The following is a 20759-nucleotide window of genomic DNA, read 5'->3' as shown; positions in this document are numbered from 1 at the left end:
CCATGCTATTAGCCCCATCATTGGTGCGGCGACATTAGCAGACGGCTGTCCCAGATAAAAACTTAGGTTGGAGGCGCGAGAGAAAACTCTTCGCGTCTTACGTCAGTCTTGCTGCCGCAAAGGAAGAATTGTGGCCACTTGAGGAAGACTTCAGTGGCAATCAACACAACGGGAAAATGGTCGGAGCGAGAGGATTCGAACCTCCGACCCCCTGCTCCCGAAGCAGGTGCGCTACCAGGCTGCGCTACGCTCCGACCGTGAGGGGGTCGGTAACCCCATGCGCGGGCGAATGCAAGCCCTTCTTAGCGGCGCGGCGACAACAATCTTTGCAGGATCGCGGATTTCGGGGCGGTCACCGTTTCGTGGCGCAGGCGGGCGACGGTGGCGGGGCGGTTGGCCGATACCCCGCTGCCCTCACGGATGACGATGTAGATGCCCGACGCGATGATGACGCCCGCGCCCAACAGCGTCGGCATGTCCAGGGCCTCGTCGAACAGGAACCAGCCATAGGCGGTGGCCCACAGGATCTGCGAATACTGCATCGGCGCGACGATGGCGGCCTCTCCGGCGCGATAGGCCTGAATCACCAGGAACCCGCCCGCAAGGCCAAAACAGGCGATGACGCCCGCCAGGCCAAGATGCGCCAGCTGCATCGGCTGATATGCGAACCCGAGCGAGGCCCCCGTCGCGATGAAGTTACCCAGCATCGGCCACATCATCAGGACCAGGGGACGCTCGGACTTGCCCAGCCGGCGGATCGTGACCGCGCCGACCGATGCCGCCAGGGCGCTGACAAGCGCCGCGGCGTGGCCCATGCCCAGCTCTTGCCCCGCGCCCGGGCGCAGCACGATCAGCACGCCCGACAGGCCGACGACGACGGCGGCCCAACGGTGGATGCCCACCCGCTCTCCCAGCATGGGGATCGACAGGATGGTGATCAGCAAGGGGGTCGTGAACAGGATCGCATAGACCTGCGCCAGGGGCAGGGTCGAGAACGCGAAGAACCCGCCCATGCCCGCGATCACCGCGCAGCCCGTCCGAAGCAGGACCCAGAACAGGCTGTTGGGCCGCAGCGTGCCCGAATTCGGGTCCCGCATCAGGATCATCGAGATCAGCGGGAAGGACAGCAGCGACGAGAAGAACAGGATCTGAAGCGGCGGGTATGTCTGGCCAAGCGTCTTGATGACGACGTCATGCGTCGCGAAGATCCCCATCGCAGTCAGCTGCAACAGGGCCCCCTTGACGTTGGCCGACATGACCAATCAGACGCCCTCGGACAGGGCCGCGACGATCAGGTCGCCCATCTGCGAGGTGCTGACGGGGGTGCCGCCCTCGGCGCCCATCAGGTCCGCGGTGCGCGCGCCGTCGGCCAGCACCTTCTCGACCGCGCGCTCCAGGGCGGCCGCGGCCTCGACCTCGGCGAAGCTGTAGCGCAGCGCCATCGCGAAGCTGAGGATGCAGGCGATGGGGTTGGCCTTGCCCTGCCCCGCGATGTCGGGCGCGCTGCCGTGCACGGGCTCGTACATCGCCTTGGGACGTCCGTTCGCCATCGGCGCGCCCAGGCTGGCCGAGGGAAGCATCCCCAGGCTGCCCGTCAGCATCGCGGCCGCATCCGACAGGATGTCGCCGAACAGGTTGTCGGTGACGATCACGTCGAACTGCTTGGGATTGCGCACCAGCTGCATCGCGCCGTTGTCGGCATACATGTGCGACAGCTCGACATCGGGATATTCGTTGTCATGGACCCACTGGACCTCTTCGCGCCACAGGATCCCGGCCTCCATCACGTTGGCCTTCTCCATCGAGCAGACGCGGTTGCCGCGCTTGCGGGCCAGCTCGAACGCCGAACGCGCCACGCGGCGGATCTCGCCGCTGGTATAGCGTTGGGTGTTGATGCCGACGCGACCGCCCTCGTTGTCGGAATTGTCGTCGGCATGGATGCCGCGCGGCTCGCCGAAATAGACGCCCGAGGTCAGCTCTCGCACGATCAGGATGTCGAGGCCCGCGACCACGTCGCGCTTGAGGCTGCTGAAATCGGCCAGCGCGTCGAAGCACTGGGCCGGACGCAGGTTGGCGAACAGGTCCATCTCCTTGCGCAGGCGCAAGAGGCCGCGCTCGGGCTTCACGCTGAAATCCAGCACGTCGTATTTCGGACCGCCCACGGCGCCCAGCAGGACCGCATCGACCGATTGGGCCAGGTCCATCGTCGCATCCGACAGCGGCACGCCATGCACGTCATAGGCGGAACCGCCCACCAGGTCGTGCTGCACCTCAAGCGGAAGGCCGCGATTCGCCTTGAACCAGTCGACGACCTTGACCACCTCGGCCATGACCTCGGGACCGATCCCGTCGCCGGGCAGGATGAGAAGCGAATAGCTGTCGGACATTTGGGCCTCCTTCTGACGACTGAAACGGTTAAGGGCCGCATGGGCGGGGGTCAAGATCACGCGCCCCCTCACGCAAGCTTGCCTTGCGCGCGCGCACCCGGTGGCGGAAGGTGCGGTCGTCTTTGCCTAAGGGGACCGCGATGAAAAGCTGGGACATCTTCATGGCCGCCGCGCTGGTGGCGGGAATATCGCTCTGGGCGCATGACGTGACCGCCCAACCCGCACCCGACGGGGTGCCGGGCGACCGCCTTGTCGTGCCGCTGCCGGACGTGTCGTCGCTGACCGACGATCAGGCGCGCAGCCTGACGCGCGACCTGGCCGAGCTGAACGTGCTGACCGAGAACTGCACCGGCCACGACATCAGCGACCCCGAATGGCAGCTGATGAACGGCACCACCGACAAGCTGATCGAGCGGCTGGGCATCGACGCGCTGGATTACGACCGCGAATATTTCCGCCCGGCCTTCAGCGTGCTGGAGGACCAGGCCAATTGCGACCGCGTCGACACCGAGGCCCCCGAGATGATCGCCTATCTGACCGGGCTGGGCGGCGGCACGACCCCCGTCACCCCCGGCCTGCCCCAGCCCGAAGCCGAAGCGGCGAAGCCCGACACCGACCAGCCCTGAGCGCCCCTGTTCGCGGCGGTCGGGCTGGTCTAGGATCGGCCCGACCCATGCGAATACTGGACGAGGCCCGATGCCCGAAGCGCCGCTTATCGTTGCACCCAACCTCAAGCGCCGCCTGTCGGGCGTGACGGCGACCGTGGTTCGCCTGATCCCGGTGCAGGCGCGGATGATCGCCATCGCGGCCACGGGGCCGGGCCTGCCCGAGGGCATTCCCCACATCCCCCTGTCGCGCGCGGCCACCCTGCCCCGCGACCGCTGGCGCGTCTGGCATGCACGGCGCAACACGGAAATGGCCCTGGGGCTGTTTTTGCGCCACATCCTGCGGCGGCGGTACCGGCTGCTCTTCACCTCGGCCTCGCAGCGGAAGCACAGCGGATATACGCGCTGGCTGATCGGACGGATGGACCGGATCGTCGCGACATCGGCCAAGGGGGCCGGATACCTGGAACGCCCCGCCGACGTGATCCATCACGGCATCGACACCGCGGGCTTCGCCCCGCCCGAGGACCGCGCGGCCCTGCGCGCAAGGCTGAGCCTGCCCGAAGGCCAGGTGCTTGTCGGCTGCTATGGCCGCATCCGCGAGCAGAAGGGCACCGGCGATTTCGTCCGCGCGATGATCCGCCTGCTGCCCGACCGCCCCGGCGTCACCGCGCTGGTGATGGGCCGCGCCACCGAGAAGCACCGCGCCTTCCTGTCGGACCTGCAGGCGCAGGTCGCCGGGGCCGGGCTGTCCGACCGCATCCGCTTCCTGCCCGAGGTAAGCGTCGACCGCATGGCCGACTGGTACGGCGCGCTGGACCTCTATGTGGCGCCGCAGCGGTGGGAGGGGTTCGGCCTGACCGTCCTCGAGGCGCTGTCCTGCGGCGTCCCGGTCGTGGCCACCCGCGTCGGCGCGTTCGAGGAACTGCTGACCCCCGCCACGGGCACGCTGATCGCCCCCGAGGATGCGCCCGCGCTGGACGCGGCCGTCGCGCATTGGCTGGACGACGACGCGGCGCGCGACGCAGCGGCGCTTGCGGCGCGCGACCACGCGGTGACGAACCACGACATCGCGGTCGAGGCCGCGGCCCTTGTCGAGATCTATCGCGAGATGCTGGCATGACGCGGGCGGGCTTCCTGATCGCGCGGACCCTGCGGCACGAGGATGCGCTGATGCGCCTGTCGGTCCCGCAGGGCGACCTGCTGGGCGATCTTGCGGGGCGCGACGTGGCGCTGGTCGGCAATGCACGCGCGCTGGCCGACAAGGATCAGGGCGCAGGGATCGACGCCGCCGACACCGTGATCCGCATCAATCGCGCGCCCATGCCCGCAGCCTTCAGCCACGGCACGCGGACCGACTGGCTGGCGCTGGCCACGCGGCTGGGCGATGCCGACCGTTCCCGCATCGCGCCGGGCCGCATCCTGTGGATGTCGCCCAAACGCAAGCGGCTGGACTGGGCAAGCGCATCCTCGGACGGGTTCTACCTGCATCCGCTGGCAGCGCATCGCGCATTGCGGGACCGCTTCGGCGCGCCGCCCACCACGGGCGCCATGATGATCGACCTGCTGATGCGGTCGCGCCTGCGGTCGCTGACGCTGCACGGCTTCGACTTCTTCGCCAGCCTCAGCCTGTCGGGACGCCGGACCGCGGACCAGGTGCCCCACGACTTCGCCGCCGAACGCGCGATGGTCGAGACGCTGCGGGACCGCGACGGGCGACTGCGCATCGCCTGATCGCGGCTGCGCAAGTAATGGGCATTCCGGCACCCGTTTCGGGCAAGACCCTTTCAAACGCGCCATGATTGCGTTAAACGCCACCGACCGCAGGAGAAGGAGTCCCCGCGAATGGGCTATAGAGTCGTCGTCGCCGGTGCCACGGGTAATGTGGGCCGCGAAATGCTGAACATCCTGGACGAGCGCCAGTTCCCCGTCGATGAGATCGCCGTCCTGGCCTCGCGTCGCTCGCAGGGCACCGAGGTCAGCTTTGGCGACAAGACCCTGAAGATTCAGGATATCGACCAGTTCGACTTCACCGGATGGGACATGGCGCTGTTCGCCATCGGCTCGGACGCGACCAAGAAATACGCGCCCGTCGCCGCCAAGGCAGGCTGCGTGGTCATCGATAACAGCTCGCTCTATCGCTATGACCCCGATATCCCGCTGATCGTGCCGGAAGTGAACCCGGACGCCATCGCCGGCTATTCCAAGAAGAACATCATCGCGAACCCCAACTGCTCGACCGCGCAGATGGTCGTCGCGCTGAAGCCGCTGCACGACCGCGCCCGCATCAAGCGTGTCGTCGTCTCGACCTACCAGTCGGTGTCGGGTTCGGGCAAGGAAGGCATGGACGAGCTGTGGAACCAGACCAAGGGCATGTACGTGCCGGGTCAGGAGGTCGAGCCGTCGAAATTCCAGAAGCAGATCGCCTTCAACGTGATTCCGCAGATCGACGTCTTCATGGACGACGGATCGACCAAGGAAGAATGGAAGATGGTCGCGGAAACGAAGAAAATCGTCGATGCCTCGATCAAGGTCACGGCGACCTGCGTGCGCGTTCCGGTCTTCGTCGGCCATTCCGAAGCCATCAACATCGAGTTCGAGGACTTCCTGGACGAGGACGAGGCCCGCGACATCCTGCGCGAGGCACCCGGCATCATGGTCGTCGACAAGCGCGAGCCCGGCGGCTACACGACCCCGGTCGAATGCGTGGGCGATTTCGCGACCTTCATCAGCCGCATCCGCCAGGATTCGACCATCGAGAACGGCCTGAACCTGTGGTGCGTCAGCGACAACCTGCGCAAGGGCGCGGCGCTGAACGCGGTGCAGATCGCGGAACTGCTGGGCAACCGCATCCTGAAGAAGGGCTGATCCCGAAGGGACATCCCCGACAGAAGAAAGGGCGGCGAGTTTCCTCGCCGCCCTTTTCGCATTCGATGCGCGTGCCCTGGATCAGACCGCCGACCAGCGCGTGCCGTCGCCCTCGGCCTGGACCAGCGTGCCGTCGGCGATGTCGTGGATCAGCCCGTGCAGCGACAGGGTGCCCTTCTCGACGGCCTCCTTGACGAAGGGGAAGGTCAGCAGGTTCTGGATCGAGGTCAGCACGGCCTCGCGCTCCAGCGCGGGCACCTGCTCGGCCTCGGGCAGGTCCTTCACGCGGTCGTAACCGGGGCGCAGAATGTCCATCCAGCGACCGACGAAGCTGGTCGTCTCCTCCATCTCGGGGGCGTGGCCGGAACACATCGCATGGCAGCCCGCGACGCCGCCGCAGCGGGTATGGCCCATCACGATCAGATGCGTGACCTTCAGCGCCGTCACCGCGTATTCCACCGCCGCCGAGGTGCCGTGCTGCAGCCCGTCGGGCGCGTGCGGCGGCACGAGGTTCGCGATGTTGCGATGGATGAAGAACTCGCCGGAATCCGCGCCGAAGATGCTGGTGACGTGGACGCGGCTGTCGCAGCAGGAAATCACCATGGCGCGGGGGCGCTGCCCCTCTTCGGCAAGGCGGCGATACCATGCGTGGTTTTCGGAATGGGTGGTCGCCTTCCACCCCTCGTAGCGCTTGACCAGGTATTGCGGCAGCGGAGACAGGCTGTTCATCGTGAGACCTCGCTTTCTGGGCCGCGTGATACGCCGCCGATCCGGAAAATTCGAGTGTTTTTCCTCAGCGCGGTCAAGCCTTTCTTCACCCCGAACGGGCAAGCCTGCCCCCTGACGTGAAGGCCGCCGGAGGTAGGAATGGCACAGATTTCGGCGCTTGCGCTGTCCGAACCCGTCCGCGTGGACGGGCGCAGGGTCGCGGATATCGTGGCCCAGCTGGGCGAGGGGGCGGCGCACCGCGTGATCGGGCTGGCGCTGGAACAGCTGGCCGCCACGCTGACCGATGCGGATGCCGCGCTGCGGGCGGGGCGGATCGCCGATGTCGTCGCGCTGTCCGAGACGATCTCGCGGCTGGCATGGCAGATCGGGCTGCTGTCCTTTGCGGGCGTGGCGATGGATCTGGGCGCCGCGGCCGAACGCGGCGACGCCCCGGCGCTGGCCGCGATCCATGCGCGGCTGATGCGGGTGGGCAACCGGTCGCTGACGGCCATCTGGGACCGCAGCGCGATGGCGTGACGGGTTGCGGGCGCCTTCGCAGGCTGTAGGCTGCGGGCGAACTGCAAGGATACCGCCATGACGCCCGAATTCGCCCCGTCCGATGCACCGACCCTTCCCCTGTGGCTGATCTGGTCCGGCGACGACCTGCCCCCCGAGGCCGGCGACTGGCCCGCAGCCACCGGCTTTGCCGCGCGGGCGGGCCAGATCTGCCTGCTGCCCGATGCGGACGGGGGGCTGCGCGGCGCGCTGATGGGCCTGGGCGATCCGGCCCGCGCGGACCGCGAGCGTTTCCAGATCGCGCGCGCGCATGCGCTGCCCAAGGGCGACTGGCACCTGGCGAGTGCGCCCGCCGGCCTGGATGCCGATGCGCTGGCCCTTGGCTGGCTGCTGGGGCAATACGGCTTCACCCGCTATGCCGGGACGCCCAAGGACGGCCCCCGCCTGCGCTGCCCCGAAGGTGCGGATGCGGAACGCGCCATCGCGATCGCCACGGGCGAGTTCCTGACCCGCGACCTGATCAACACCCCCGCCTGCGACATGGGCCCCGCGCAGCTGGAACAGGCCGCCCGCGACCTTGCGACCCGCATCGGCGCGCGGATCGAGGTGACGACCGGGCAGGCGCTTCTGGACGGCAACCTGCCCCTGATCCATGCCGTGGGCCGCGCGGCCGAGGCTGCGCCCCGCCTGATCGACATCCGCATCGGCGATGACGGCCCGATGCTGACCGTGGTCGGCAAGGGCGTCTGCTTCGACACGGGCGGCCTGAACCTCAAGCCCGGGGCCTCGATGGGGCTGATGAAGAAGGACATGGGCGGGGCCGCGACCGCATTGGGGCTGCTGTCGATGCTGGCCGATACGGGCGCGCTGCGCGGCATCCGCCTGCGCGTGCTGATCCCGGCGGTGGAAAACAACGTCGCGGGCAATTCCTTCCGTCCCGGCGACATCCTGACCAGCCGCAAGGGCCTGACGGTCGAGGTGAACAACACCGATGCCGAAGGCCGGCTGGTGCTGGCCGACGCGATGGCGCTTGCCGCCGAGGAAGGCCCGGACCTGATGATCTCGCTTGCGACGCTGACGGGGGCGGCGCGGGTCGCGCTCGGGCCGGATGTGCCGCCCTTCTACTGCGACGACGACGCGACCGCGCAGGCGATCCAGTCCGCGGGCATCAAGGCGGGCGATCCGGTCTGGCGGATGCCGTTCTGGGCCCCCTACGATTCGATGATCGAGCCGGGCATCGCGGATCTGGACAACGCGCCCTCGGGCGGCATGGCGGGGTCGATCACCGCCGCGCTGTTCCTGCGCCGCTTCGCGCAAGGGGCCACGCGATACGCGCATTTCGACATCTATGGCTGGCAGCCCTCGGCCATGCCGGGGCGGCCCAAGGGCGGCGTCGGGCAGGCATCGCGCGCCATTCTTGCGGCCCTGCCGCGGATCGTGGGTTGACCCGATGGATCGCCGCCTGACGCCCGCGACCGACCGCATCGCCCTGAACAGCCTGCGCGGCACGCTGGATGCGCCCGTCTGGACCGACGGGCGCGCGGCCCGTGTGGCTGCCCCCGTGGCCGACCTGCTGGCCCGCCCGGACGGCCCGCGAGACCGGCAGCTGATCTTCGGCACCGACGTCACCGTGATCGAGGATCGCGACGGTGCCAGCTTCGTGCAATCGGCGGACGGCTATTGCGGCTGGGTCGCAACCGAGGCGCTGCAGCCCGATCTGCCGCAGATCACCCATCGGGTGACGGCACTGGCGACGCATGTCTATCCCGTCCCCGACATGAAGCAGCGCGAGCTGATGGCCCTGCCCCACGGGGCGCGGCTGTCGGTCACGGCCACGCAGGGGCGCTTTGCCGAACTGGCGGGCGGCGGCTTCGTCCCCCTTCAGCATGTGGATGCGATGCTGGACCACGACCCGGTTCAGGTCGCGCTGAAATACCTGGGCGTGCCTTATCTGTGGGGTGGCAACAGCGCCTGGGGGATCGACTGCTCGGGGCTTGCGCAGGCGGGGCTGACGGCCTGCGGCATTCCCTGCCCCGGCGACAGCGATCTTCAGCGGCAGGCATTCCCGGAAACCGACCGGATCCGGCGCGGCGACCTGCTGTTCTGGCCCGGCCACGTGGCCATCGCCATGTCCGAGGAGATGATGATCCACGCGACCGCCTGGCAGATGTCCGTCATCACGGAAAACATCGCCGATGCCATCGCGCGGATCGACGCGGCGGGCGAAGGCCCCTTCCTGGGGGCCCGCCGCCCGGGCAAGGGCGTCAGAGGTTGAAGACCCGCTCGGGCTGGACCATGCCGCCCTGGTAACGTCCGATGCAGACAGGGCCGGTCGCGTCCGACACCCAGACAAGGTCGCCCCAATCTGCGCCGCCCGTCACCTCGCCGGGATTGCCGTTGCGGATGCGGATCGCGCCCTCGGTGGTGGCGCGCAGCATCGGCAGGTCGGCAAGGCCGGTCTCCAGCGGCAGCAGCTGCGCCTCCAGCCAGTCCTGCGCCTCGCGGTCGACCTTCGCGAACTCGACGCCGTTCTCGGCCTCGAAGGGGCCGGACCAGGTGCGGCGCAGATGCGCGACATGACCGAGGCAACCCAGCTCTCGGCCCAGGTCGCGGGCGATGGACCGGACATAGCCGCCCTTGCCGCAGACCATTTCCAGCCGCGCGGTATCGGGACCGGCCTCCTTCAGGAACAGGCTCTCGACCCAGAGAGGGCGGGCGGCGAGTTCCATCTCGACCCCCTCGCGGGCCAGGTCGTAGGCGCGCTCGCCCTCGACCTTGACCGCGGAATAGGCGGGCGGAACCTGCATGATGTCGCCGGTGAACTTCGACAGCGCGGCGCGGACACGGTCCTCGGTCGGGCGGGCATCGGACTGGCGCAACACCTCGCCCGAGGCATCGTCGGTCGTGGTCTCGGACCCCCAGTTCACGAGGAAGTCGTAGCATTTCAGCGCGTCGGTCACGATGGGGACGGTCTTCGTCGCCTCGCCCAGGGCCACGGCCAGCACGCCCGTCGCATCGGGGTCCAGCGTGCCCGCATGGCCCGCCTTCTTCGCATCCAGCGCCCAACGCACCTTGGCCACGACCGAGGTCGAGGTCACGCCCGCCGGCTTGTCCACGATCAGCCAGCCATTGATGTCGCGGCCCTTCTTGCGTGCCATGCCCGTTCTCCTGCAATGGGGAAGGCCGGGCAATTATCCGCCCCCGGCCACGCGGTCAACAGTGACGATCAGCCGGGCGCGCCGACAAGGCCGATGATCGGCCCCATGCTGCGCCCGAAATCGGCGCGGTTCACGTCCGGCGCGAACAGTCGCGATATCGACCCGTCGAAATACAGCGCGTCGCGCACGCCCAGCCCGTCGCGGAACAGCCGTCCGAATTCGTGGAAGGTCACCGGCCTGCTGGAAATCGCGAAGAAGGCCGTCTGCCCGTCCGGCGACACCCCCACCCCGTTGCGGATATAGCGGCTGTCGCTGTCCACGAGAAAGCGCGGATGCAGTTCGCCGTCGATGACCAGCATCGGCCCCGACTGGGTCGCAAGGCGGCATCCGGGCCGGTCCGCGGCAAAGCTGCGCGATTCGATCACGCGGAACGGCCTGTCGCCGCCCGTGCAGAAGACCCCGTTCGGCAGCATGCCGAAATTGCCGCCGCCCCCGCCGGTGACGATGCCCGATTCCTCGTGGCCGTCGATGACCAGCAGCCCCACGGGGCGGTAATCGGGGTGGAACATCCCGGCATTCATCGCGAAGGCCAGAGCTTCGCCGTCATCAAGCGTCGCGCGGACATTGGCGAAGTTGCGCAGCGGGCGGCCGTCGGGGCCGTCCTGCCACAGCCGCAACGCGGGTTCCTGCGCGGCCTCGACCCGGCACAGGACATAGCCCTGGCCGTCATGTTCCATCCGTTCGCAGGTCTGGGCCGCGGCGGGGATAGCCAGCGCCATCATCATGCCCACCGCCACGCCCAGGCGGCGCGACAGCTCAGTCCACATCGTCTTCGTCGCCGGTCTCGACATCGCGGCGGACCCGCTCGTCGTTGAACAGGCGGCGCGTCTCGTCCATGCGGTCGAAGGTCTCGTCCAGCTGGAAGCGCAGCTGGGGGGCGTATTTCAGCGACATCTCCTTGGCCACGAGGTGACGCAGCTCGGCCGAATTGCGGCGCAGCGCCTTCAGCGCGTCCTCGGCGTCGTAGCCGCCCAGGGGCAGCACGAAGGCCGTCGCGACCTTGAGGTCGGGCGAGGTCCGCACCTCGCCCACGGTGATGGAATGCCGGTTCAGGTCCGGGTCGTGCACATCCGCGCGCAGAAGCACGTCGGACAGGGTGCGGCGGATCAGTTCGCCCACCCGCAGCTGGCGCTGCGACGGGCCTTGACCATGTGAAAAGCGGTTCTGTGCCATGGCATCCGATGTAGGGGGTCGCGGGGCGGGCCGCAACGGGCTATCACACGGGCAAAGGCGCGAAATCCGCATGAAAGGACCCCCCAGATGAGCGACATGCAGAAGACCGACCAGGCGAACCGTCCGGGGATCGTCGTCACGGGGGCCTCGGGGCGGATGGGGCAGATGCTGATCCGGCTGATCCTGGACCATCCCGACGTGCGGCTGGCGGGCGCGCTGGAACGTCCCGGCCACGACTGGGTCGGGCGCGACATCGGCACCTGCATGGGCGGGGCCGAGGCAGGCGTCGCGGTCACCGACGACGCGGTCGCGGCCATCGCGCAGGCACAGGCGGTCATCGACTTCACCGCGCCCGACGCGACCGTGGCCTTCGCGGAACTGACGGCGCAGGCGCGCGCGGTGCACGTGATCGGCACCACCGGCTTCGAGGACCGCCACCTGGACGCGCTGAAGGCCGCCGCCCGCCATGCGCCCATCGTGCGGGCCGGGAACATGTCCCTCGGGGTGAACCTGCTGGTCGGGCTGACCCGCAAGGTCGCGGCCGCGTTGGGCACGGACTGGGACATCGAGGTGGTCGAGGCCCATCACCGCCACAAGGTCGACGCGCCCTCGGGCACCGCGCTGATGCTGGGCGAGGCCGCGGCCGAGGGGCGCGGCGCGGCCCTTGCCGATCTGCGCACCCCCGCACGCGAAGGGATCACCGGCGCGCGGGAAACGGGCAGCATCGGGTTCTCGGCCATCCGCGGCGGCGACGTGGTGGGCGAACACGACGTGATCTTCGCGACCGAGGGCGAGCGCATCGTCCTGCGCCATCTTGCGACCGACCGCGCGATCTTTGCCCGCGGCGCGATCCGTGCCGCCATCTGGGGGCAGGACAAGGGGCCGGGCGAATACGACATGAACGACGTTCTGGGGCTGTGATCCCATGTCGGTTCGGCTGATCGCGGACGAGGGTCTGACCGCGGGGCTGGCCCGCATGATGGCCGCGGGGCTGGCCCCGGGCGATACCGTGCTGCTGGACGGACCGGTCGGCGCGGGCAAGACGCATTTCGCCCGCGCCCTCATCCGCGCGCGTCAGGGCGACCTGGCCGAGGACGTGCCCAGCCCCACCTTCACGCTGGTCCAGACCTATGACGACCCGATGGGAACCGAGATCTGGCACGCCGATCTCTATCGGCTGACCGACCCGTCCGAGCTGGACGAGCTGGGGTTGGACGAGGCCATGTCGGACGCGATCTGCCTGATCGAATGGCCCGACCGGCTGGAGGCGCTGCCCGATGGCGCGATGACCATCGCCATCGGCCCCGCCCCCGATCCCGACCTGCGCGTGATCGACCTCGCCTTCGCGGGCGCGGACCGCATCGCGCAGCGCGCGGCCTTCGTGGCGCAGGCGGGCTGGTCGGATGCGCGGGTCGCGGTCCTTGCGGGCGATGCGTCCGCGCGCAGCTTCTTCCGGCTGCGGCGGGGCGACGAAAGCGCGGTCCTGATGGACGACGCGGCGGGCGACATCGCGCCCTTCCTTCGCATGACGGAATGGCTGCGCGAGCGCGGCCTTGGGGCCCCCGCCATCATCGCGCATGATCCCGACCTGCGCCTGATGCTGGTCGAGGATCTGGGCGACGATCTGGTGGCCCGCGTCCTTGCGGATCAACCGGACCTGGACGAAGTGATCCACGACCGCATCACCGACCTGCTGGTACAGATCCAGTCGCATGTGCCCCCGCCGTTCGTCGACCCGCTGGACGGCGCCGCCATGGCCGAACTGACGGCGCTGTTCGTCGAATGGTATCCCGGCGCGGATGCCGCGCCCGACCTGCCCGCGATCGTGGCGCGGCTGCATGACGACCTGGCCGGTGGCCCGCCCGTCCTGTCCCTGCGCGATTTCCACGCCGAGAACCTGATCTGGCGCGGTCCGGCGCCCCTCGGGCTGATCGACTACCAGGACGCGGTGGCCGCGCATCCGGCCTATGACCTCGTCTCCGCGCTGCAGGATGCACGTCGCGACGTGGCCCCGGACACCGAGGCCCGCCAGATCGACCGCTTCCTTGCCGCCACGGGGCATGATCCCGATGCCTTCCGCGCGGCCTATGCGCTGATCGGCGCCCAGCGCGCGCTGCGCATCCTGGGCGTCTTCTGCCGCCTTGCGCTGCGCGACGGCAAGACGCGGTACCTGGACTTCATGCCCCGCGTCTGGGCGAACCTGCAGCGCGACTTGGACCACCCCGCGCTGGCAGAGCTTACCCGCGCCCTGCAGCCCATCGCCGCCCCCACCCCCGAATTTGTCGAAAGGATCCGCGCCCGATGCCAGCCCTGATGATCTTCGCCGCGGGCTTCGGCACGCGGATGCGGCCCCTGACCGACGACCGTCCCAAGCCCCTGGTCCAGGTCGGCGGGCGCACCCTGCTGGACCGCGCTCTGGACATCGGCATCCAGGCGGGCGCCGCCCCGGTGGTCGTGAACACGCATTACCTGGGGGCGCAGGTCGCCGATCACCTGGCGGGCCGCGACGTGGCCATCAGCCCCGAGCCCGACCTGATCCTCGATACCGGGGGCGGGCTGCGCCGCGCGCTGCCGATGCTGGGCGCGGGGCCGGTGATGACGCTGAACCCCGACGTCGTCTGGTCGGGGCCGAACGTGCTGTCGGCCCTGCAGGCGGCATGGGACGGCGACCGCATGGACGCGCTGCTGGCGCTGGTGCCCGTCGCGCGGGCCACGGCGCGCAAGGGGGCGGGCGATTTCGCCATGGATCAGGCCGGGCGCATCTCGCGGCAGGGCGATCACGTCTATGCCGGGGCGCAGATCATCCGCACCGATGCGCTGCACGACATCCCCGACCCGGTCTTCTCGTTGAACCTGCTGTGGGACCGCATGATCGCGGATGGCCGCGCCTTCGGGATGGTCCATCCCGGCGGCTGGTGCGACGTGGGCTATCCCGAAGCCATCCCCATGGCCGAGGCGCTGCTGGATGCGTGAACCGTTCCGCGGGCTCTATTCCCTGCCACCGGGCGTCGATTTCGCGACCGAGTTCGTGCGCGGCCTGCGCGACCGCATGGCCGGTTTCCCATCCGAGGAGATGGCCCGCGTCACCGTCTATGCCAACGCGTCGTCCACCCTCGGGGCGCTGCGCCGGGCCTTCGACGCGACAGGCCCCGCGATCCTGCCGCGCCTGCGCTCGGTGACATCGCTGGAACCGGGCCCCGCGCTGATGCCCGATCCGCCGCAGGCCCCGCTGGCACGCAAGCTGCAGCTGGCACGGCTGATCTCTCAGCTGCTGAAGCTGCAGCCGGACCTGGGGGCCGCGCATTCGATCCCGGTCCTTGCGCAATCGCTGGCCGACCTGATGACGGAAATGCAGACTGAGGGGCTGGACCTTCAGGCCCTGCTGGACATCGACACCGGCGATCACGCCCGCCATTGGCAGAACGCGCTGCAATTCATCCGCATCGCCGCCGATTTCCACCTTGCGACCCCATGGGCCGACGCCGCGGGGCGACAGCGTGCCGCCGCCATCGCCGCCTGCGAGGATTGGGCCGAGGGTCGCAACCTGCCCGACGGGCCGGTGATCGTCGCGGGCTCGACCGGGTCGCATGGCGCGACGCGGATGTTCATGGAGGCCGTGGCCCGCCTGCCGGGCGGCGCGGTCGTCTTGCCGGGCTTCGACGACCACCAGCCCGATCAGGTCTGGGACGGCCTGGGCGATGCCTCCGACGATCACCCGCAATCGCGCTTTGCCCCCCTCATGCGCCGGGTGGGGCGTCCGCGTCCCTGGACCGACACGCCCCCGCCATCGGCGGACCGCAACCGCCTCGTCTCGCTTGCGCTGCGCCCCGCGCCCGTGACGGATCAGTGGATCGCCGAGGGTCCGTCCCTGCCCGACCTGATCGCCCCCACCGAGGCCCTGACTCTGATCGAGGCCGACCAGCCCGGCCAGGAGGCCGAGGCCGTAGCCCTGGTCATGCGCGACGCCGCCGAACACGGGCGCGACATCACGCTGATCTCGGCGGATTCGGGGCTGATCCGGCGTGTCTCGGCGGCGCTGGACCGCTGGCACATCCGGCCCGACGACAGTTCGGGCCAGCCGCTGTCGCTGACCCCGCCGGGCCTGTTCCTGCGCCAGATCGCCCAGCTCTCGGGCGAGGCGCTGACCATCGACCGCCTGCTGATCCTGCTGAAGCACCCCCTGACCGCGACCGGATCGACGACGATCGGGCGCAACGACATGCTGCGCCTGACCCGCGATCTGGAACTGCACCTGCGCCGGAACGGCCCCGCATTCCCCGACGCCGCCACCCTGCAGGACTGGGGCGACCGGGGCGATGCGCTGCGCAAGACCTGGGCCGGATGGCTGGCCGCCATGCTGGACCGCATGGCTCCCCTTGCCCGCGACCGCGCGCCCCGCCCCCTGCCCGATCGGCTGGCCGATCTGGTGGACCTGGCCGAGGCGCTGGCCGCCGGCCCCTCGGGCGATCCGGCAGCCTCGCGCCTGTGGCAGGACAAGGCCGGGCGCTGCACGCTGGACGTGATGCGCCACCTGCGCGAACACGCCCCCCACGGCCCCGATTTCGGCCCCGCCGACCTGTCGGCGCTGCTGGCCACCGAATTGCAGCGCAGCGCGGTCCGGGAAGACGTCGCAAGCTTCCACCTGCTGCGCATCCGCGGCACCCGCGAGGCACGGCTCTATGGTCACGGCACGGTCATCCTGTCGGGCCTGAACGAGGGCGGCTGGCCGCAATCGCTGTCGCCCGACCCGTGGCTGTCGCGGCAGATGCGCATGGCCGCGGGCCTGCCCGTCCCCGAACGCCAGATCGGCCTTGCGGCGCACGACTTCCAGCAGGCCATCGGCGCGGATCGCGTGTTCCTGACCCGCGCCCGCCGCGATGCCGAGGCCGAGACCATCCCCAGCCGCTGGCTGAACCGTCTCGTGAACCTGATGGGCGGCCTGCCCGACCGCAACGGCCCGCAGGCGCTGGAGGCGATGCGGGTGCGGGGCGCGGAATGGCTGGCCATGGCGCAGGCGATCCAGCGGCCCGTGGCGCAGGTACCGGGGGCACTGCGCCCCTCGCCCGTCCCGCCCGCGCCGGCATTCGCGGAACTGCCGGTCACCGACATCTCTCATTTGATCCGCGACCCTTACGCGGTCTATGCCAAGCGCGTGCTGGGCCTGCGCCCGCTGCCGCCGCTGCGGCCCGAACCCGATGCCGCCCTGCGCGGACAGGCGCTGCATTCCATCGTCGAACATCTGCTGAAGACGAAGCCCCGGCCCGACACCCCGCCCGAGGTGCTGAAGGCGACCTTCCTGCGCGTCGCGGACGAGGTGCTGGAACAGGAGGTCCCCTGGCCCGTGGCCCGCGCCTTCTGGAAGGCCCGCATCCACGGCATCGCGGACCGGATCGTCGCGGACGAACTGGACCGCCTGTCGCAGGGCGAACCCGTCGTGATCGAGAAGCACGGCCGCGTGGACGTGGCAGGACTGGGCATGGTGCTGACGGCCAAGCCCGACCGGATCGACCTGCTGCAGGACGGGCGGGCGATGATCTACGACTACAAGTCCGGATCGCCGCCGACCGACAAGCAGATCGAACATTTCGACAAGCAGCTGATGCTCGAGGCCGCGATGGCGCGGCGCGGTGGCTTCGACGCCCTGGGACCGGTGGACGTGGCGGGCATCGCCTATATCCAGCTGGGCGGCGAAGGGGCGACCGCCGCCCGCACCCACGATGCGGAAATCGAGGGCCGGAACTGGGACGGCTTCGTGGACCTGGTCACGACCTATCTGACGGGGAATGCGGGCTTTACCGCGATGCGCGCGCCGCAATCGGTCAGCTATGCGGGCGATTACGATCACCTGGCGCGGTATGGCGAATGGTCGCTGACCGATGCCGCGACCCCGCGAAAGGTGGGCGATCATGGATGAGGCCACCCGCAACCAGATCGGCGCGGCCGATCCCCTGCGCACCACCTGGCTGACGGCCAATGCGGGATCGGGCAAGACCCGCGTGCTGACCGACCGCGTGGCGCGGCTGCTGCTGGGCGGCACCGCGCCGGAACGCATCCTGTGCCTGACCTATACCAAGGCCGCCGCGACCGAGATGCAGAACCGCCTGCTGGCCCGCCTTGGCCGTTGGGCCATGCTGCCCGAGGACGAGCTGCGCGACGAACTGGCATCCCTGGGCGAGGATCGCGCCCCCGACCTGCCCGAGGCGCGGCGCCTGTTCGCCCGCGCGATCGAGGCACCGGGCGGGCTGAAGGTGCAGACGATCCACAGCTTCTGCGCGGCGCTGCTGCGACGCTTCCCGCTGGAGGCCGGCGTGCCGATGGGCTTTGCCGAACTGGACGACCGCAGCGCCCGCGCCATGCGCGCCGAGATCCTCGAGGACATGGCCGAGACCGGCCACCCCGCCATCGACGACCTGACCGCGCTGGTGGGCGGCGACGGGCTGGACGGGTTCCTCGGTTCGTTCTCCGAGGCCGATTTCGCCGCGCCCCCCGATGCGGACGCGATCCGCGCCGCGATGGGCGTGCCGCCGGGCATGACGCAGGACGCGCTGCTGGCGCAGGTCTTCGACGGCAACCAGGGCGATCTGTTCGACGCGATCCTGCCGGTCATGGCCAAGGGCGGCGCGACCGATGCGAAGATCGCGCAGAAGCTGGGCACCGGCAACTGGCGCGATCCGGGCCAGCCGGAACTCGCCCTGCTGGTCGATCAGTTCCTGACCGGCGCCAAGACCAAGGAGCCCTTCGCCGCCAAGATCGGCAAGCTGCCGACCAAGGGCCTGCGCGAAGGCCCCTGCGCGCCCTTCATGGGCGATCTGGACGACCTGATGCTGCGGGTGCAGGAGGCCCGGCTGCCCGCGCTTGGCCTTGCGCAGGCGGAACGCACGCTGCGCCTGCACCGCTTCGGCCATGAGTTCACGCAGCGCATGGCGCAGGCCAAGGCCGCGAATGGCTGGCTGGATTTCGACGACCTGATCCGCCGCACGGCGCAACTGCTGGGCGAATCCAGCATGGCGCAATGGGTGCTGTGGCGCCTGGACGGCGGCATCGACCACATCCTGGTCGACGAGGCGCAGGACACCAGCCCCGAGCAGTGGCGCGTGATCCGCCGCCTGACCGACGAATTCACCAGCGGCGACGGCGCGCATGACCGGCCCCGCACGCTGTTCGTGGTGGGCGATCCCAAGCAGTCGATCTATTCCTTCCAGGGCGCCGACATCGCCGTCTTCGAGGACATGCGCGACCGCTTCGGCCAGGATTTCGCCGCCGTCCAGCAGCCCATGCAGACGCGCGGGCTGGCGCACAGCTTCCGATCCTCGCCCGCGATCCTGACGCTGGTCGATGCGGTCTTCCAGGGCGAGGCCGCGCAGGGCCTTGGCGATCCGCCGCGCCACGTGGCCTTCCGCAGCACCATGCCGGGGCGCGTGGACATCTGGCCCGCCCTGCCCAAGCCCGACAAGCCCGAGCCCGCCGACTGGACCAGCCCCGTCGATGCCCCCGCCGAAAACGACGCGGATGTCGAACTGGGCCGCCTGATCGCCGGACAGATCGCGGAAATGCTGGGCCAGCCCATCCTGGACGGCAAGACGGGCCGCCCCCGCGCCATCCATGCGGGCGACATCCAGATCCTGGTGCAGCGCCGCGGATCGCTGTTCGAGGCGCTGATCGGCGCGCTGAAATCGGCGGGCCTGCCCGTCGCGGGCGCGGACCGCCTGCGCCTTGCGGCCGAACTGGCCGTGCGCGACATCACCGCCACCCTGTCGGTCCTTGCCACCCCCGAGGACGACCTCAGCCTTGCCGCCGCCCTCAGATCGCCGCTGTTCGGCCTGTCCGAGGATGATCTCTATCGCCTGTCGTCGGGCCGCAAGCGGGGCGAGTTCCTGTGGGCGCGGCTGCGCAATTCGGATCACCGCGCGGTCTGGGACATCTTCGCGGACATGGCCGATCACGCCGACTATCTTCGTCCGCACGACCTGATCTCGCGGCTGCTGACGCGGCATGGCGGGCGGCAGGCGCTGCTGGCCAGGCTGGGCGCCGAGGCCGAGGACGGCATCGACGAGCTGATGTCCCAGGCGCTGGCCTACGAACAGGTCGAGACGCCGTCGCTGACGGGCTTCCTCGTGTGGTTGCAGGGCGACGATGTCGAGGTGAAGCGCCAGCTGCCCGGCGGGTCGGGCGGGCTGATCCGGGTGATGACGGTGCACGGGTCCAAGGGCCTCGAAAGCCCCATCGTGATCCTGCCCGAAACGCAGAAGCGCCGCCCCTCGAACATGCAGAAGACGGTGCGAATGGGCGACATGCCCGCATGGCGCGGGGCCGCCGCCGATCGCTGCGATGCCGTGGCCGATGCCGTGGCCGAATGGGAACGCCGCCAGGAGGAGGAACGCCGCCGCCTGCTGTACGTGGCGATCACCCGCGCCGAAAGCTGGCTGATCGTGGCCGCCGCGGGCGATACGGGCGAGGGACTGGAAAGCTGGCACTCGATGATCGCCGAAGGCGCGGGCGCCGCCGACCTGCCCCGCGCACCCATCCAGATCGAGGGGCTGGGCACGGGTCTGCGCCTGTCCTTCGGCGACTGGCCGGACGGCACGGTCGATCCGCCCGCGCCACCCCTGCCCCCGCGCGCGGCGCCCGACTGGGCCATGCGCCTGCCGCCCCAGCCGCCCGAATACCGCGCCCCCGTCGCGGCGACGGCCTTGGGCGGCGCCAAGGCCTTGGCCGCGCCAAGCGATGGCGACCGCGACGCCGCGATGCTGCGCGGCACGCGCCTGCATCTGCTGCTGGAACACCTGCCGCACCATCCCGCGCCCGGCTGGCCCGACATCGCCCGCGCCATCCTGTCCGGGGCCGAGGGCGGCCTGCCCGACCCCGAGGATCTGGACGAACTGCTGAACGAGGCGCAGATCCTGATCACCGCGCCCGATCTGGCGCAGGTCATGGATCCCGGCCAGGAAGCGAATGTCCTGTCCGAGGTGGCCCTGACCGCCCCCCTGCCCGGCATCGGCACGCTGAACGGCGTGATCGACCGGCTGATCGTCACCGCAGACCGCGTCCTGGCCGTCGACTACAAGACCAACTCAGAGGTTCCTGCCACCCCCGAGGCCGTCCCCCTGGGCATCCTGCGGCAGATGGCGGCCTATCGCGCGGCGCTGTGCGGGATCTGGACCGACAGGCCGGTCGAGGTCGCGGTCCTGTGGACCACGTCGCGCAGCGTGATGACCCTGCCGGATGCGCTTCTGGACGGCGTCATGCGCGAGTTGTCCGGGTCTTGACCCATGCGGGTGCGGCAC

18 protein-coding genes and 1 tRNA gene are annotated in these 20759 nt (G+C 69.8%); 12 read left to right on the top strand and 7 right to left on the bottom strand.

Annotated features, from left to right (window positions below):
• Nucleotides 1-177 precede the first annotated feature (177 nt).
• From QMZ16_RS11410 to leuB, 3 genes are all read right to left on the bottom strand, one after another.
• Nucleotides 178-254 (bottom strand) — tRNA-Pro (locus QMZ16_RS11410).
• A gap of 48 nt (nt 255-302) precedes the next feature.
• Entirely contained in the window at nt 303-1256 is a 954-nt protein-coding gene (locus QMZ16_RS11405; protein WP_282603350.1) for a DMT family transporter, read from the bottom strand.
• A 6-nt stretch (nt 1257-1262) separates the two neighbouring features.
• Entirely contained in the window at nt 1263-2387 is a 1125-nt protein-coding gene (leuB, locus tag QMZ16_RS11400; protein WP_282603349.1) for a 3-isopropylmalate dehydrogenase, read from the bottom strand.
• 140 nt (nt 2388-2527) lie between these two features.
• Here leuB and QMZ16_RS11395 point away from each other — a divergent pair, with 140 nt between their 5' ends.
• The 4 genes from QMZ16_RS11395 to QMZ16_RS11380 all read left to right on the top strand — a co-directional run bounded on the left by QMZ16_RS11395 (nt 2528) and on the right by QMZ16_RS11380 (nt 5860).
• A complete protein-coding gene (locus QMZ16_RS11395) occupies nt 2528-3013 on the top strand; it encodes a hypothetical protein (RefSeq protein ID WP_282603348.1) in 486 nt (161 codons plus the stop codon).
• A 70-nt stretch (nt 3014-3083) separates the two neighbouring features.
• Nucleotides 3084-4115, top strand: coding sequence for a glycosyltransferase family 4 protein (locus tag QMZ16_RS11390; RefSeq protein WP_282603347.1), 1032 nt, complete (start codon nt 3084-3086; stop codon nt 4113-4115).
• Nucleotides 4112-4726, top strand: coding sequence for a glycosyltransferase family 29 protein (locus tag QMZ16_RS11385; RefSeq protein ID WP_282603345.1), 615 nt, complete (start codon nt 4112-4114; stop codon nt 4724-4726). Before QMZ16_RS11390 ends, QMZ16_RS11385 begins: the two co-directional genes overlap by 4 nt.
• Nucleotides 4727-4837: 111 nt before the next feature.
• Nucleotides 4838-5860 (top strand): aspartate-semialdehyde dehydrogenase, encoded by a 1023-nt coding sequence (locus QMZ16_RS11380; protein WP_282603344.1) that lies wholly within the window; start codon nt 4838-4840, stop codon nt 5858-5860.
• An 81-nt stretch (nt 5861-5941) separates the two neighbouring features.
• On the opposite strand, the gene QMZ16_RS11375 is transcribed toward QMZ16_RS11380, so the two are convergent.
• Complete coding sequence (locus QMZ16_RS11375) at nt 5942-6589, bottom strand: carbonic anhydrase (RefSeq protein WP_022708116.1); 648 nt, start codon at nt 6587-6589, stop codon at nt 5942-5944.
• A 138-nt stretch (nt 6590-6727) separates the two neighbouring features.
• Here QMZ16_RS11375 and QMZ16_RS11370 point away from each other — a divergent pair, with 138 nt between their 5' ends.
• The 3 genes from QMZ16_RS11370 to QMZ16_RS11360 are packed head-to-tail and all read left to right on the top strand — an operon-like array spanning nt 6728 to nt 9359.
• Nucleotides 6728-7105 carry a hypothetical protein gene (locus QMZ16_RS11370; protein WP_282603343.1) on the top strand — a complete coding sequence of 126 codons (378 nt, stop codon included), beginning with the start codon at nt 6728-6730 and terminating at the stop codon, nt 7103-7105.
• 57 nt (nt 7106-7162) lie between these two features.
• Nucleotides 7163-8530: a leucyl aminopeptidase family protein gene (locus tag QMZ16_RS11365; protein WP_282603342.1), complete on the top strand. Its 1368-nt coding sequence runs from the start codon at nt 7163-7165 to the stop codon at nt 8528-8530.
• A 4-nt stretch (nt 8531-8534) separates the two neighbouring features.
• The gene (locus tag QMZ16_RS11360) at nt 8535-9359 is read left to right on the top strand and encodes an NlpC/P60 family protein (RefSeq protein ID WP_282603341.1); all 825 of its coding nucleotides are present in this window, start codon (nt 8535-8537) and stop codon (nt 9357-9359) included.
• Here QMZ16_RS11360 and truB read toward each other — a convergent pair.
• From truB to rbfA, 3 genes are all read right to left on the bottom strand, one after another.
• Nucleotides 9349-10242 carry a tRNA pseudouridine(55) synthase TruB gene (gene truB / locus QMZ16_RS11355; RefSeq protein WP_282603340.1) on the bottom strand — a complete coding sequence of 298 codons (894 nt, stop codon included), beginning with the start codon at nt 10240-10242 and terminating at the stop codon, nt 9349-9351. The genes QMZ16_RS11360 and truB overlap by 11 nt on opposite strands.
• Nucleotides 10243-10310: 68 nt before the next feature.
• The gene (locus QMZ16_RS11350) at nt 10311-11069 is read right to left on the bottom strand and encodes a phosphodiester glycosidase family protein (protein WP_282603339.1); all 759 of its coding nucleotides are present in this window, start codon (nt 11067-11069) and stop codon (nt 10311-10313) included.
• Nucleotides 11059-11475, bottom strand: coding sequence for a 30S ribosome-binding factor RbfA (gene rbfA, locus QMZ16_RS11345; RefSeq protein ID WP_022708110.1), 417 nt, complete (start codon nt 11473-11475; stop codon nt 11059-11061). The genes QMZ16_RS11350 and rbfA overlap by 11 nt, the downstream gene beginning before the upstream one ends.
• 96 nt (nt 11476-11571) lie before the next feature.
• Here rbfA and dapB point away from each other — a divergent pair, with 96 nt between their 5' ends.
• From dapB to addA, 5 genes are read left to right on the top strand one after another with little or no spacing between them, the layout of a single operon-like run.
• Nucleotides 11572-12396 carry a 4-hydroxy-tetrahydrodipicolinate reductase gene (dapB, locus tag QMZ16_RS11340; RefSeq protein ID WP_282603362.1) on the top strand — a complete coding sequence of 275 codons (825 nt, stop codon included), beginning with the start codon at nt 11572-11574 and terminating at the stop codon, nt 12394-12396.
• Nucleotides 12397-12400: 4 nt separating this feature from the next.
• Nucleotides 12401-13789 carry a tRNA (adenosine(37)-N6)-threonylcarbamoyltransferase complex ATPase subunit type 1 TsaE gene (gene tsaE / locus QMZ16_RS11335; RefSeq protein ID WP_282603338.1) on the top strand — a complete coding sequence of 463 codons (1389 nt, stop codon included), beginning with the start codon at nt 12401-12403 and terminating at the stop codon, nt 13787-13789.
• Nucleotides 13777-14448 (top strand): nucleotidyltransferase family protein, encoded by a 672-nt coding sequence (locus QMZ16_RS11330; RefSeq protein WP_282603337.1) that lies wholly within the window; start codon nt 13777-13779, stop codon nt 14446-14448. Before tsaE ends, QMZ16_RS11330 begins: the two co-directional genes overlap by 13 nt.
• The gene (addB, locus tag QMZ16_RS11325; RefSeq protein WP_282603336.1) at nt 14441-17389 is read left to right on the top strand and encodes a double-strand break repair protein AddB; all 2949 of its coding nucleotides are present in this window, start codon (nt 14441-14443) and stop codon (nt 17387-17389) included. Before QMZ16_RS11330 ends, addB begins: the two co-directional genes overlap by 8 nt.
• On the top strand, nt 17382-20741 hold the full coding sequence (addA, locus tag QMZ16_RS11320) for a double-strand break repair helicase AddA (RefSeq protein ID WP_282603335.1): 3360 nt from the start codon (nt 17382-17384) through the stop codon (nt 20739-20741). Before addB ends, addA begins: the two co-directional genes overlap by 8 nt.
• Nucleotides 20742-20759: the final 18 nt, after the last annotated feature.

This window comes from Paracoccus sp. PARArs4 (genome assembly GCF_947311865.1).
Classification (GTDB): Bacteria; Pseudomonadota; Alphaproteobacteria; order Rhodobacterales; family Rhodobacteraceae; genus Paracoccus; species Paracoccus zeaxanthinifaciens.
This window is presented reverse-complemented; position numbering and strand designations above follow the sequence as displayed.